Here is a 12501-nt window from a genome sequence, read left to right as displayed (position 1 = left end):
CCCCGAGCGGCTACCCTGGCCCTGTACCTGGGGGCCATGACGCGTCCCCACCCCCTAGCTTCCCGCTGGAGAGGCCCCATGCTCCGGGTGCTGATGTTCCTCGTTCCACTGGCGTTGAGCGTCTACGCGTTCATCGACTGCATCGGCACGAAGGACGCCGACATCCGCCACATGCCCAAGCCGCTGTGGGCGATCCTCGTGCTGCTCTTCCCGCTGGTGGGTTCGATCTCCTGGATCATCGCCGGCAAGAAGCGGCAGCCGGCGGGCACGTCGCCCTGGCAGGGCGGCGGCGGACGGGGGCAGTGGGTGGCGCCGGACGACAACCCCGACTTCCTGAAGTCCCTGGACAAGGACGACGAGAAGGACGACAAGAAGGATGAGGAGAAGGACGAGGAGAAGGAGTAGCCGTCCGGGCGGCAAGGACTAGGCCGACCGGGTCCAGCGCTGGGCCGCCGTGCCCGTGCACGTCCGCATCAGGAGGGTGCCGGACGTCGATGCCTCCAGACACTTTCCCGTGTCCGTGTTGACGACGGCGTCGCCGGAACCGAGGCGCCAGTTCTGGCGGTCCGCCCCGCAGGTCTGGAGGTGGAGCGCACCGTAGGTGCTCAGGCAGTTGCCGATGTCCTTGTGCACCACGTGAGCGCCCTGGAGACTCCAGGCGGCCTGCGCGTCGTCGCAGGAGCCCAGGCCGACGTTGCCGTAGTAGGAGTTGCCGGTGCCGTTGAGGCACTGCCCGTGCGACGCGTTGCGCAGGGTGAAGCCGCCCGTCGAGGGAGGCTTGGGCGCCGTGCCCGACGAGTCGCCCCCGGCTCCGCTCCCGTCTCCGCCCCCGGCTCCACTGCCGCTGCCGCCGGAATCGGTGCCCGCGCCGTCTTCGTCCTTCGCGGCCGTGTCGTCCGCGTCCGAGCCCGAGCCCGCGCCCGCGCCCGCCGCTCCGGTCGCGGTCGCCGACTCCTTCGCCTCCGACTCCGGCTCCTTCGCGGTGGACGCGCTGGTGGACGGTGACGGTGACGGCTTCGCGGAGCCACCGGCGGTACCCGACGGCGTCGTGGTCGCGGAGACCGTGACGGACGAGGAGGGGCCGGCTCCCGTGGCGTCGCCGGAGTCGGTGACGTGGGGCAGGAGTTGGAAGGCGAGGGTCGTTCCCGTCGCGACGACCACGACGGGGACAAATACCGGCAGGATGCGGCGGCGGCGCTCTTTGCCCGCCTTCTCGGGCTTGGCCGCCGCCTTCTCGGGCTTGGCCGACTTCTCCGACTCCTTATCCGGCTCCTTCTCCGGCTCCGTCCGCGGTTCTGCGGCCGGGTCCGGTTTCGGCTTCGGGTCTGCCTCCGGGACCGGCTTCAGGTCCGGCTTCAGGTCCGGCTTCGTCGCGGGGCCGAGCAGCGCGAGGTCCAGGGCTTCCGGCTCCGGTGGGCGTGCCGCGAAGGCGGCCCGCTCGGAGAGCCGCTCGGTGATGGCCCGCGGCCACAGGGGCGCGGCCGACGGGCCGTGTCCCGAGGCGCGTTCGACGAGTTCGGCGGCGGTCGGCCGGCCCTCGTGGTCCTTGTCGAGGCAGGACGCGACGACGTCTGCGAGTTCGGGGTCCAGATCCCGCAGCGGCTGGAGGTCGGGGTCCTCGTGCACGATGCGGTACAGCACGGCGTGCCCGGACTCGTCGCCGAAGGGCGGGCGGCCGGACGCCGCATAGGCGATCAGCGAGCCCAGTGCGAAGACGTCTACGACGCCGCTCGACGCCCGCTTCCCGGAGGCCTGTTCGGGCGACATGTAGGCGGGCGTACCCACCACCATGCCGGTCCTGGTCACCTGGCTCTGCTCGGCGGCCCGGGCGACGCCGAAGTCGATGAGGGTGAGGCCGTCGAGGGTGAGCATGGCGTTGGACGGTTTGAGGTCGCGGTGGACCATGTCCAGGGCGTGCACCGCCGCGAGTCCGGTGGCGGCCTCCCGCAGGATGAGCCACAGCGCCTCGGCGGGCAGCGGCCCGTGCAGGTCGACGGCCTCGCGCAGCGTGATGCCGGGCACGTACGCGGTGGCGAACCACGGCGGGCCGGCGTCCCGGTCCCCCGCGAGCAGCGGCGCGGTGGCGTCGGAGGGCAGCCGGGAGAGGTTGTCCAGCTCGTGTCCGAAGCGGCGCAGGAAGTCCTTGTCCTCCCCGGCGACCGACGGCAGTACCTGCTTGACGGCCGCGTACCGGCCTTCGTGGACGCCGAGATAGACGCGGCCCATGCCGCCGGCTCCGAGCCGGCCCAGCAGCGGGATCGCTCCGATCCGGCGCGGGTCGTCGTCCTCCAAGGGTTCGGCGCCACTGCCCGTGAGACCGAATCCGGTTTCCCCGCTCAACTCTCTCCCCGTTCACCGGCTTCCGCGAGCCCGGGGTGGGCCGTCACGGCCCGCTCCCGGGAAGGTACATCTTTAGCACGCCTGTCCCAAGTACGGTGCGGTGAACGCCAGGTGAGAGCCCGTCAGTCGTCAGCCGCCAGTCGTCAGCCGTCAGCCGTCAGTCGGTTCGGGCCAGCGTCCTGATCCCGGCGGGTGCCAGGGCACGGTCGAAGGCCCGTACGTCCCGGATGGTGCCGGGGAAGAAGTCGTGGGGCTGCCCGTCGAAGGACGCCCGGCCGATGACGAACGCGCCGTTGGAGGGGACCGGGTCGGTGTCCTCTACGACCGCTTCCTGGACGCCGTTGACGTACAGGTGCAGCTTGCGGGCCTGGCCGTCGCAGACGCCGGCCAGGTGGGTCCACACGTTCGCGGCGGGCGCGCTGCGGCCGACGGCGCGCCGGCCGGGGCGGGAGAAGGCCCAGCCCTTGTCCGTGTCGGCGTACTGGAGGTAGAAGCCGCTGTCCGTGGCGCTGTCCTGGCTGACGGCCGTGGCGAAGGCGCCCGGCACGGCGGAGAGGCGGACCCAGGCGGCGACGGTGAAGCTGCGCCCCGCTCCGGTCCTCAGCACCGGCCCTTCGGTCACGATCTGGCTGCCGGTCCCGTCGAAGGTGGCTCCTGGTCCGGCGGGCTGCCAGGTGACGCGGGTCGCGGTGCCGTCGTGTCCGCCGGCGATGTCCCGCGCGACCTGGCCGGAGGACTCGTTGAGGGGCCAGCGCCCGACGGGTCCCGCGGGCTTCGGCTTCGTGGCGGAGGGCGACGGCGAGGGTGCGGTGCCGTCCGACGCGTCCGAGTCGGCGGGGCGGTTGAGCCAGAACCCCGTTCCGACGCCGAGCGCGGCGAGGGCGCCCGCCCCGGAGAACAGGAAGGCCCGCCGGCTCCCTCGGCCACCGCCCCCACGGCCACCCATCCCCATCCCCGGCCCCGTCGCCGTCGGGCGTACGTCCGCCGGTGCGGGCGTCGGCGGCCGTGTGCCGTCGACCCGGGTGTGCGGGTGGGTCGGCGCGGGAACCGGGACGACCATGGTGGGTACGGCGTCCGCGTGGGTCGGGCGGGCGGCCGGTGTCCACTGGCCGGCGTGCGGCAGGGCCGTCGTGCTCTCGCCGCCCAGCGGGCCGATGCGGGCGAGGATCTCGCGCGGGGCCGGACGGCGGGCCGGGTCCTTGTCGAGGCAGTCGGCGATCAGCGCGCGCAGGTCCGGGGCGGTGACGGCGTCCACGTCGGGGGCGCTGTGCACGACGCGGTAGAGCAGCGCGGGGGTGGGGCCGCTGCCGAAGGGGTTGGCGCCGGTGGCCGCGAAGGCCAGCACCGCGCCCAGGCAGAAGACGTCGCTGGCCCAGGTGACCGCGTCCCCGTTGACCTGCTCGGGGGACATGAATCCCGGGGAGCCGGCCATGTGCCCGGTGCCGGTGATCGAGTCGGCGTCGATACTGCGGACGATGCCGAAGTCGATGACGCGCGGCCCGTCCTCGGCGAGCAGCACGTTGGACGGCTTGAGGTCGCGGTGCACGAGGTGCGCGGCGTGGATCGACACCAGCGCCTCGGCCAGCCCGGCCGCCAGCGCGAGCACCGCCCGCGGGTCGAACGGGCCGCGCTCGGCGACCGCCTGCTCCAGCGAGGGCCCGGCGATGTAGCTGGTGACCAGCCAGGGCCGGGGCGCGTCCGGGTCGGCGTCGACGACCGGGGCGGTGAAGGCGCCGCTGACCATCCGGGCGGCCTGGACCTCGCGGCGGAAGCGGTCGCGGAACTCCGGCCTGCGCAGCAGCTCGGCGTGCACCACCTTGACCGCGACGAGCCGCCCGCCCGGCGAACGGCCGAGGAAGACCCGGCCCATGCCACCCGCGCCCAGCCGGCTCAGCAACCGGTACTCCCCGACGGAGCGCGGGTCGTCCGGCTCCAGCGCTGACACAGATGCCTCCCGGCGTACGATCTCGACCCTGCGGGCGAATCCAGCATAGGGGCAGGCACCCACACCCCCTCGAACGTCCGTACGCGCTCGAGCTGCCGTATACGTCAGCGGGCGAAGGCGGCGAACTTCTCGACGGCGGCCGGGGTGACCGGGGTGAAGAAGTTGACCAGATTGCCGTCGGGGTCGCGGAACAGGAGCGCGCGGTTGCCCCAGGGCATGGTGGTGGGTTCCTTGACGAACTCCGTGACGAAGCCGGTCAGGTTCCGGTGCACGGCGTCCACGTCGTCGACGAGGAACTCGATGATGACGCTGTGGTTGTCGGCCGGGTGGGCGGAGCCGGGGGCGAAGAGCGGGACGGTGCGGGTGCTGCCGATGGCGAGGGTGCCGGAGGCGGTGCGCAGTTCGGCGAAGTCCTCGGTGGCCCAGGTCGCGGGCAGGCCGGTGGCGCGCTCGTAGAAGTCGACGAGGCGGGCGACGTCGTCCGTGATGACGCGGAGAGAGACGAGGTTCATGGGGGGGGCCTCCTGGCCGATCGTTGCTTTACGACTCGCTGCATACGACGTGCTGCTTACGACGTGCTGCTTACGACTCGCTGCTTTCGTTCTCACGCTAGGAGCAATACCGGTCACAATCCGGCCGGTATCGGCGGCAGACTTGCGGGCATGTCCCGTCCCGTGTCCCGCGTGCTCACCCTGCTCGAACTCCTCCAGGCCGGCGGTGTCCGGACCGTGGCCGAACTCGCCGACCGGCTCGGCGTCGGCGAGCGCACGGTGCGCCGGTACGTCGACCACCTCGTCGACCTCGATGTCCCCGTGGAGTCGGTGCGCGGCCGATACGGCGGCTACCGGCTCGCCCCCGGACACCGCATGCCGCCGCTGATGCTGACCGACGACGAGGCACTGGCCGTACTGCTGGGGCTGGTCGCCGGGCGGCGGAGCGGGATGACTTCGGCGGCGGGCACGGCGGGCGAGACGGCGGCGGCGAAGGTCCGGCGGGTACTGCCGGAGCGGCTGCGCCACCGCCTGGACGCCGTACTCGACTCCCTCACCTTCACGGCCCCGCCGGCCGAGCCGCCCGTTCCGGAGACCGCCGTGCTGCTGCCGATCGCCGACGCGGTGCGCCATCACCGACCGGTCGCGATCCGGTACAGCGCCGCCGGTGGTGGTGGCCGGCGCAGCGAACGCACGCTGTACCCGTACGGGCTCGTCGCCCACTCGGGCCGGTGGTACGTGACGGGCCGGGATCTGTCGGCCGGCGAGGAGCGGACGTTCCGGCTGGACCGCGTCGCCGGTGCGCGGATCCTGCCCGGCTCGTTCGAGCCGCCCGCCGGGTTCGATCCGGCGGAGCGCGTGCTGACGTCGCTCGCCACCGCCCCGTACCGGCATGCGGTGACCCTGCGGATCCAGGGGACGGCCGAGCAGATCCGCACCCGGCTGCCGGGCAGCGTCGCGATCGTGACGGAGACGGCGGAGACGGCGGAGACGGCGGGGGGAGCGGAGGGAGCGGATACGGCTGAGGGGGCGGGGCCGTGGTCCCGGGTGGAGATCCGCGCCGAACGGCTCGAGTGGCTGCCGGGCGTACTCGCCTCGCTGGACCGCCCGTTCGTCGTCGAGCGGCCCGACGAGTTGCGTGACCTCGTCGCGGGCCTCGCCGACCGGCTCATGGAGTCGGCCCGCCGGACCTCCGGCTGACCCGGACACGCCGGTCACAGCCAGGTCGTGGCGAGCCAGGCGGTGACGGCGGCGGTCGCCAGAAGCGTGATGTTGAGGGCGACTTGACGGTCCCCGAGTCTCAGGTGCACTCCGGTCGCGCCGATCTGGAGGACCACGAACCCGACGGCCGCGGCCAGGGCCAGCCAGGGCTCGACGCCCGTCAGCGGAGGCAGGAGCAGGCCCGCCGCGCCGAGTACCTCGACCAGCCCGACGGCCCGGACGGCCGGCATCGGCATGCTGTCCACCCAGGCCATCATCGGCCGGAGCCGGTCCCGGTCGCGGATCACCTTCAGTCCGCCGCCGTAGAGGTAGAAGGCGGCGAGGAGAGCGGCGACGATCCAGTACGCGACGTTCACGACCCGGCCCCCCGGGCGAAGTCGGCGGCGGGCTCGGTCGCGTAGCGGCTCATCGTCCGCAGGCTCTCCTGCGCCGTCGGGGTGCGGCCGTCGGCGTACAGCTCCCGCAGGTCCCGGAAGTACTGCACGTACAGGTCCGGGGTGAACGTGCTGAGCATGCGGGCGGGTTCGTCGGTGGTGTTGGCGAAGGTGTGCGGTGCGCCGGGCGGGACCATCACGAGCGTGCCCGCCGTCGCGTCGACGTCCTCGTCCCCCACGGTGAACCGCACCGTGCCGGAGATGACGTAGAAGCCCTCGTCGTGCCGGGCGTGACGGTGTTGGGGCGGCCCGGGGGTGTGCGGAGCGAGTACGGACTCGGCCATCCCAAGGCGGTGGCCGGTGCGGCTGCCGTCCTCCAGGACGCGCATGCGGGTGGTGCCGAGGAGGATCGTCTCGCCGTCATCCGGGCCGACCACCGACACGGCGGGGCCCGCCACGGCGGGGTCCGCGCCCGGCTCATTGTTCTGCGGTTCGTCGGTCATGCTTCGATTCCACCGCCGGGGCACCGGGAGCGTCCAAGACCTGTTCGGCACACTCGATACCGTGCGGGTATCGTCGCAGGATGGACCGGGTGAACGGCATGGACGGCGTGAACTGGGTGAACGGGGTGAACCGGCTGGAGCTGCGTACGCTGCGCTACTTCGTGGCAGTCGCCGAGGAACTCCACTTCGGCCGGGCCGCCGTCCGGCTGCACATGAGCCAGCCACCACTGAGCCGGGCGATCAAGGCGCTGGAGACGGAACTCGGCGCCACTCTGCTCCACCGCACCTCCGCCGGTGTCACCCTCACCGAGGCCGGCGCGGTGCTGCTCGACGAGGCGCGCGCCCTGCTCGACCGGGCCGACCGGGTCCGCGCACGCGTGTCCGCCGCGGCCGGCGCCGCGACCCTCACCGTCGGCATCCTCGGCGACAGCACCGACCCGGACGTGATCCGGCTGGCCGACGCCTACCGCCGGCGCCACCCGCACGTCGAGGTCACCATCCGCGAGACCGACCTGACCGACCCCACCTGCGGGCTGCACGCCGGGCTGGTCGACGCGGCGCTCACCCGCGGCCCCTTCGACCCGACCGGCCTGACCACGCACGAGTTGCGCGCCGACCCGGTGGGAGCGCTGCTGCGCGCCGACGATCCGCTGGCCGGCCGGGCGACCCTGACACCGGCGGAGCTGGCCGACCGCCGCTGGTTCCGTTTTCCGGAGGGCACGGACCCCCTGTGGCAGGCGTACTGGAACGGCGGGGAGCCGCGGCCGGGGCCGGTCGTGCGTACCGTACGGGAGTGCCAACAGGCCGTCCTGTGGAACGGCACGGTCGGCATGACCGTCGTCGACCACGTGCCCGCGGAGGGGCTCACCGTGGTCCCGCTGACGGGCCTGCCGCCGAGCCGCGTGGTGGTGGCCTGGCGCGAGCGCGCCCCAAACCCGCTGATCCGCTCCTTCGTCCGGGCCGCGATCACGGCGTACGACGCACCGGCTCCCTAGGGGGCGTCGTTTGGATCAGGGCGGCTCCAGGCAACGGTGCCGTGTTGCCGACCCGAGCGGGGTCTGGTGCGTGCAGATGCAAGGCGGAGGAGGGCGGCGACGCGGAGCGTCGACAACCGACGACAACGCCGCAGATGTGCGTGCCAGACCCCGCGACCCCGGCAAGATCCAAACGACGCCCCCTAAGTCCGCGTCCAGCGTTGGGACGCCGCTCCGGACTCGCAGGGCCGCGAGGAGACGCCGCCGCCGAAGGCCAGGTCGAGACAGCCGTCGTTGAAGACGCTCCGCAGCACCCCGCCCGAGCCGCGACGCCACAACTGCGCGGAACCCTCCCGGGCGCAGTCGCCGCTCATCGGCTTCTGGCCGATGAAGGCCGCGGTCAGGCAGGCGCCGGAGGAGCGGTTGATGACCTTTACGGCACCGTCGGACGCAGTGGCGAACGACCAGGTCGCCGACGCGGCCCCGCAGGAACCGTCGCTGGTGTACCCGTAGGACAGGACCAGGCACTTGCCGTTCTCGCCGTTCTTGAGGGCGAACGTACTGGAAGCGGGAGTATCGCTGCCGGAGCCGGAGCCGGAGCCGGTGTCGGTGTCCCCGGAGCCGCCGCCGGCCCCGGACGACGACCCACCGGACCCACCAGACCCACCGGACCCACCGGACCCGCCCGAGCCGTCGGAACCGCCCGACGCGGATGTTCCGCCCGAGCCGTCGGAGCCCGCCGAACCACCGGAACCACCGGCGCCGTCGGAGCCCCCGCCACCGGTGGCGCCCGCGCCGGACCGGTCCGCTCCCCCGCCGCTCCCGCCGCCCTTCGCTCCGTCCTCGCCGCCCTTGCCGCCCTTGCCGTCCTTGCCGTCCTTGCCGTCCGCCGGTGACTCCGACGCGCTCGATGTCGGCCGTCCTGTCGCCGACTCCGAGGGCGATCCCGTCGGATCCAGGGGCGCGGAGACGGACGAGGCCGGGGACGGTGGTGCGGTGTCCGCCTCCGCCTTGTCGTGGGAGGCGTACGGCATGAGCTGGACGGCGAGGGTCGCCCCCGTCGCGAGCATGATCGGGACGACACCGAGGAAGACACGGGTTCGGCGCCGGTCCCGACGTCGCTTCGGATCCCGACCCCCGAGAACCGTGGACTCGGGCTCCGGCTCGCGCTCGGGCTCCGGCTCGCGTTCGGGAAGGTCCGCCGCCTCCGGCAACCTCGTGACGAAGGCGGCCCGTTCGGCCAGCCGTTCAGTGATGGGCTCCGGCCACAGCGGCGGCTCGTGCGGTCCGTGCCGCTCGGCGATCTCGAGCAGTTCGGCGGCGTTCGGCCTGCCCTCGTGGTCCTTGTCGAGACAGGACCCGACGACCTCGGCCAGCTCGGCGTCCAACTCGCGCAGCGGCTGGAGGTCGGGCTCCTCGTGCACGATGCGATACAGCACGGCGTGCCCGGCCTCGTCGCCGAAGGGCGGCTGCCCGGACGCCGCGTACGTCAGCACCGAACCCAGCGCGAAGACATCGACGGCACCACTGGACGCCCGGCTCCCGGACGCCTGCTCCGGCGACATGTAGGCGGGCGTACCCACCACCATGCCCGTCCTGGTCAACTGACTCTGCTCCGCGGCCCGGGCCACCCCGAAGTCGATGAGAGTAAGACCCTCCAGGGTCAGCATCACGTTCGACGGCTTCAGATCCCGGTGCACCATGTCCAGCGCGTGCACCGCCGCGAGCCCCTTGGCGGCCTCCCGCAGCAGCAGCCACAGCGCACCGGCGGGCAGGGGGCCGCCGTGGGCCTCGAGCGCCTCGGTCAGGGTGAGGCCCGGGACATGGGCGGTGGCGAACCACGGCGGCCGGGCGTCCCGGTTCCCCGCGAGCAGCGGCGCAGTCGCCTCCTCGGGTAAGCGGGCGAGGTTGTCCAGCTCGTGTCCGAACCGGCGCAGGAAGTCCTTGTCCTCGGCGACGACCGAGGGCAGGAGTTGCTTGACGGCCGCGTAGCGCCCCTCGTGAACTCCGAGATAGACCCGGCCCATCCCCCCGGCGCCGAGGCGTCCGATCAGCGGGATCGTCCCGATCCACCGTGGGTCCTCGTCCTCCAGCGGCTCCGCCCCGCTGCCCGCCAGCTCCAACACGTCAGCCCCGTCTCCCCGTTGTCCCGACGACCGGAGACCCGCGGCCCGCCCGCTCCCCTCCGAAGTCCGGGCGGACACGCGTGTCCCGCAGAGGACAGTCTGAGTCAGACAGGCATAGAATTGGAAGAATCTTCTAGAAAATTGTTCTAGAAATGCGTTGTTCCAGAAGTAGCAAGAAGCAGCAACGAGAGCCACCCGAACGAAGACCGACGAGAGCGCGCTGCCCATGAGCCCCAAACAACACCGCGGCGAGGTCACCTCCGACCTCCTCCTCGACGCCGCGCTCCGCCTCTACACGGAGTCGGGCGAACAGGGCGTCACCGTCACCGCCGTGACCCGGACCAGCGGGGTCAGCCTCGGCAGCCTGTACCACCACTTCGGCAGCCTCGACGGGCTGCTCACCGCCCTCACCGACCGCTGGACCAGCCGGCTGCTGGGACAGATGCTCACCGCCCTGACCGGTACGGACACCGCCCGCGACGGAATCCGTGCCGTGGTCGGGGCCTACCTCGCCTTCGTCCGCGACCATCCGGGCGCGGCACTCCTGGTCCACTCCCCGCCCGCGGACCGCCGCCTGATGGCACGGGGTCAGGAGATCCGGGACGCACAGGAACCGACCGTCTCGGCGTTCGCCCGGTGGATCCAGCCCCGTATCGACGCCGGTGAGGTGGCCCCGCTCCCCCTGCCCCTGCTGGAGACCCTGGTCATGGGCCCGGTCGTCGCCGTCGCCCGCCGCCGGCTCTCCGGTGTCCACGACCTCGACCTGGACGAGGCCGCGGGGGTCCTGGCGGAGCGGATCTGGCGGTCGATCAGCGCGGACGGGGCGTAGGGCCGTGCCGCCTGTCCCCCGGGGGAGCTACGCGCAGGTGTCCACCGCGGGGTGACGATCCGGGGGCGCCGGATCCATAGAGTTCTCATCAGTCGCCGAGCACGACAGGCCGACCGAGAAGGACCCCGAGACAAGCCCCTGAGCGTCCGAGCCCTACCCCACCCTTGCCTGCTGGAGGCCGTAATGTTCCGCACCCTCGCCAAGACGACCGCCGCGACCGCCGTCGTCTGCACCGTGGCCGGTGCGGGACTCGTGCTCGACCAGGAGTACGCGAAGGCGCAGTCCGACACCACGGCCACCACGGCTGCTACGGCCACCACGGCCACGGTCGGGGCCACGGTCGGGGCCACGGTCGGGGCCTCGGTGGGGGCCTCGGTGGGGGACTCCTTCACCGGCACGAAGAAGATCCAGATCGACGGCCACTCGGTCAACGTCTCCTGCTCCGGCCGCACCCACCGCGGCGAGCCCCTGGTGATGCTGATGGCCGGCGGCGGCGAGGGCCTGGAGAACATGGCCCCGCTGCAGAAGTCCCTCGCCAAGACCTCCCGCGTCTGCTCCTACGACCGCCTCGGCGAAGGCGCCAGCGACAAGCCCGCCCCGGGCACCCTGCAGACCGTCGACGACACCGGCAGGCTGCTCACCAAGGTCCTCGACCGCCTGGCCGGCGACCGCCCCGTCGTCCTGGCCGGCCACTCCCTGGGCGGCTACATCGCCGCCCGCTACACCCCCGACCACACCGACCGCGTCAAGGGCCTGGTCCTCCTCGACGCCACCATCCCCCACCTCACCCGCGACATGAACCGCACCATCCCCGCCGACGCCACCGGCCCGGCCGCTCAGCTCCGCGACGGCGCCATCGCCGTCAACGAGGGCCAGAACCCCGAGCAGTTCGTCATCGCCGACGGCCCCGTCCACTCCGCAGGCTGCATCCCCGTGGAGATCCTCAAGCACGAGTCCCAGTACGCGGAGGTCCCCCAGTACGGCCCCGCCCTGGAGGACATGTGGGCCAAGGGCCAGAACGAATGGCTCAAGATCTCCCGCAACAGCCACCTCAGCACCGCCAAGGGCAGCGGCCACTACATCCACATCGACCGCCCCGACCTCACCCTCAGGACCATCAACAGGGTCACCCACCGCGCCGCTCACCAGCACTGACCCAACCCCACCCCACAGACCGGCCCTGGGCCGTGGCATCCCCCGCCGCGACCCAGGGCCTCGCGGGTTCTCGAACTCCTGGGCGCACAGTAGCGAACGGGTCAAGACCGTCACCACCGGCGTCGCCGACGCCCGGTATCAGCCCATGGCTCCGTCGGGTCACTCGTCTTGGAAGATCGCCTCGGCCGTTGGCGCGGCAACGGCTCGGGCGAGCCAGTGGCGGAGGGTTTCAGGGTCGGTGCATTCCGCGACGCGCGGGCGGACGTCGTCGGAGACATCGAGGCCGCGCTGTTCCAGGACGAGCAGGAGCGCCTCAGCCCGGCCTTGGGCGCGGCCTTCGTCTCGGATCTCTTCAGAGATGTAGGACTTGTAGAAGGAGAGGTCCACTGCCACCAGGTTCCTCCAGAGGTGCTTGGCCGGGCAGTTGCCCAGTCCATCTGCGGTGAATTCTTCGGGTACGTCCCGCAGTGCGATGGACAGAGCCTCCTTGCTGGTTCAGGGGTGGAGGGCTACTGCTGTGCGGCAGTCGCGGCAGTGGGTTTG

At 72.4% G+C, this 12501-nt stretch carries 11 protein-coding genes and 1 pseudogene; 5 read left to right on the top strand and 7 right to left on the bottom strand.

What is annotated here, in order from left to right; genetic code table 11:
- The first annotated feature begins 78 nt into the window (after positions 1–78).
- A complete protein-coding gene (locus tag KUM40_RS33845) occupies positions 79–405 on the top strand; it encodes a PLD nuclease N-terminal domain-containing protein (protein ID WP_217170132.1) in 327 nt (108 codons plus the stop codon).
- Positions 406–423: 18 nt separating this feature from the next.
- Here the strand turns inward: KUM40_RS33845 and KUM40_RS33840 are convergent, their stop codons facing one another.
- From KUM40_RS33840 to KUM40_RS33830, 3 genes are all read right to left on the bottom strand, one after another.
- Positions 424–2340, bottom strand: coding sequence for a serine/threonine protein kinase (locus tag KUM40_RS33840; protein WP_217170131.1), 1917 nt, complete (start codon positions 2338–2340; stop codon positions 424–426).
- A 157-nt stretch (positions 2341–2497) separates the two neighbouring features.
- Positions 2498–4285, bottom strand: a complete 1788-nt coding sequence (locus tag KUM40_RS33835; RefSeq protein ID WP_217170130.1) for a LamG-like jellyroll fold domain-containing protein — start codon at positions 4283–4285, stop codon at positions 2498–2500.
- A gap of 104 nt (positions 4286–4389) precedes the next feature.
- Complete coding sequence (locus KUM40_RS33830) at positions 4390–4797, bottom strand: VOC family protein (RefSeq protein WP_217170129.1); 408 nt, start codon at positions 4795–4797, stop codon at positions 4390–4392.
- 150 nt (positions 4798–4947) lie between these two features.
- Between KUM40_RS33830 and KUM40_RS33825 the strand changes: the two genes are divergently transcribed.
- Positions 4948–5976, top strand: a complete 1029-nt coding sequence (locus KUM40_RS33825) for a YafY family protein (RefSeq protein WP_217170128.1) — start codon at positions 4948–4950, stop codon at positions 5974–5976.
- A gap of 14 nt (positions 5977–5990) precedes the next feature.
- On the opposite strand, the gene KUM40_RS33820 is transcribed toward KUM40_RS33825, so the two are convergent.
- Both KUM40_RS33820 and KUM40_RS33815 read right to left on the bottom strand, forming a co-directional pair.
- Entirely contained in the window at positions 5991–6353 is a 363-nt protein-coding gene (locus KUM40_RS33820; protein WP_217170127.1) for a DoxX family protein, read from the bottom strand.
- Positions 6350–6874, bottom strand: a complete 525-nt coding sequence (locus KUM40_RS33815; protein WP_217170126.1) for a cupin domain-containing protein — start codon at positions 6872–6874, stop codon at positions 6350–6352. The genes KUM40_RS33820 and KUM40_RS33815 overlap by 4 nt, the downstream gene beginning before the upstream one ends.
- A gap of 80 nt (positions 6875–6954) precedes the next feature.
- On the opposite strand from KUM40_RS33815, the gene KUM40_RS33810 reads away from it, so the two are divergent.
- Positions 6955–7869, top strand: a complete 915-nt coding sequence (locus KUM40_RS33810) for a LysR family transcriptional regulator (protein ID WP_217170125.1) — start codon at positions 6955–6957, stop codon at positions 7867–7869.
- Positions 7870–8051: 182 nt separating this feature from the next.
- Here the strand turns inward: KUM40_RS33810 and KUM40_RS33805 are convergent, their stop codons facing one another.
- Positions 8052–9974 (bottom strand): protein kinase, encoded by a 1923-nt coding sequence (locus tag KUM40_RS33805; RefSeq protein WP_217170124.1) that lies wholly within the window; start codon positions 9972–9974, stop codon positions 8052–8054.
- Between the two features lie 226 nt (positions 9975–10200).
- Between KUM40_RS33805 and KUM40_RS33800 the strand changes: the two genes are divergently transcribed.
- Both KUM40_RS33800 and KUM40_RS33795 read left to right on the top strand, forming a co-directional pair.
- Positions 10201–10803, top strand: a complete 603-nt coding sequence (locus KUM40_RS33800) for a TetR/AcrR family transcriptional regulator (protein ID WP_217170123.1) — start codon at positions 10201–10203, stop codon at positions 10801–10803.
- A gap of 183 nt (positions 10804–10986) precedes the next feature.
- Positions 10987–11958 (top strand): alpha/beta fold hydrolase, encoded by a 972-nt coding sequence (locus tag KUM40_RS33795; protein ID WP_217170122.1) that lies wholly within the window; start codon positions 10987–10989, stop codon positions 11956–11958.
- A gap of 159 nt (positions 11959–12117) precedes the next feature.
- On the opposite strand, the pseudogene KUM40_RS33790 reads toward KUM40_RS33795, so the two are convergent.
- Positions 12118–12444: pseudogene (locus KUM40_RS33790) on the bottom strand (hypothetical protein); the annotation flags it as partial.
- Positions 12445–12501 lie beyond the last annotated feature (57 nt).

This window comes from Streptomyces sp. AC512_CC834 (assembly GCF_019049325.1).
Taxonomy (GTDB): domain Bacteria; phylum Actinomycetota; class Actinomycetes; order Streptomycetales; family Streptomycetaceae; genus Streptomyces.
The sequence above is the reverse complement of the archived record's forward strand: the minus strand, read 5'-3'. Positions and strand labels throughout refer to the sequence as shown.

Excerpts from the sequence above, each read along its gene's own strand:
- KUM40_RS33845 (WP_217170132.1), top strand. The coding sequence starts at position 79 with ATGCTCCGGGTGCTGATGTTCCTCGTTCCACTGGCGTTGAGCGTCTAC.
- KUM40_RS33830 (WP_217170129.1), bottom strand. The coding sequence starts at position 4,797 with ATGAACCTCGTCTCTCTCCGCGTCATCACGGACGACGTCGCCCGCCTC.
- KUM40_RS33825 (WP_217170128.1), top strand. The coding sequence starts at position 4,948 with ATGTCCCGTCCCGTGTCCCGCGTGCTCACCCTGCTCGAACTCCTCCAG.
- KUM40_RS33815 (WP_217170126.1), bottom strand. The coding sequence starts at position 6,874 with ATGACCGACGAACCGCAGAACAATGAGCCGGGCGCGGACCCCGCCGTG.
- KUM40_RS33810 (WP_217170125.1), top strand. The coding sequence starts at position 6,955 with ATGGACCGGGTGAACGGCATGGACGGCGTGAACTGGGTGAACGGGGTG.
- KUM40_RS33800 (WP_217170123.1), top strand. The coding sequence starts at position 10,201 with ATGAGCCCCAAACAACACCGCGGCGAGGTCACCTCCGACCTCCTCCTC.
- KUM40_RS33795 (WP_217170122.1), top strand. The coding sequence starts at position 10,987 with ATGTTCCGCACCCTCGCCAAGACGACCGCCGCGACCGCCGTCGTCTGC.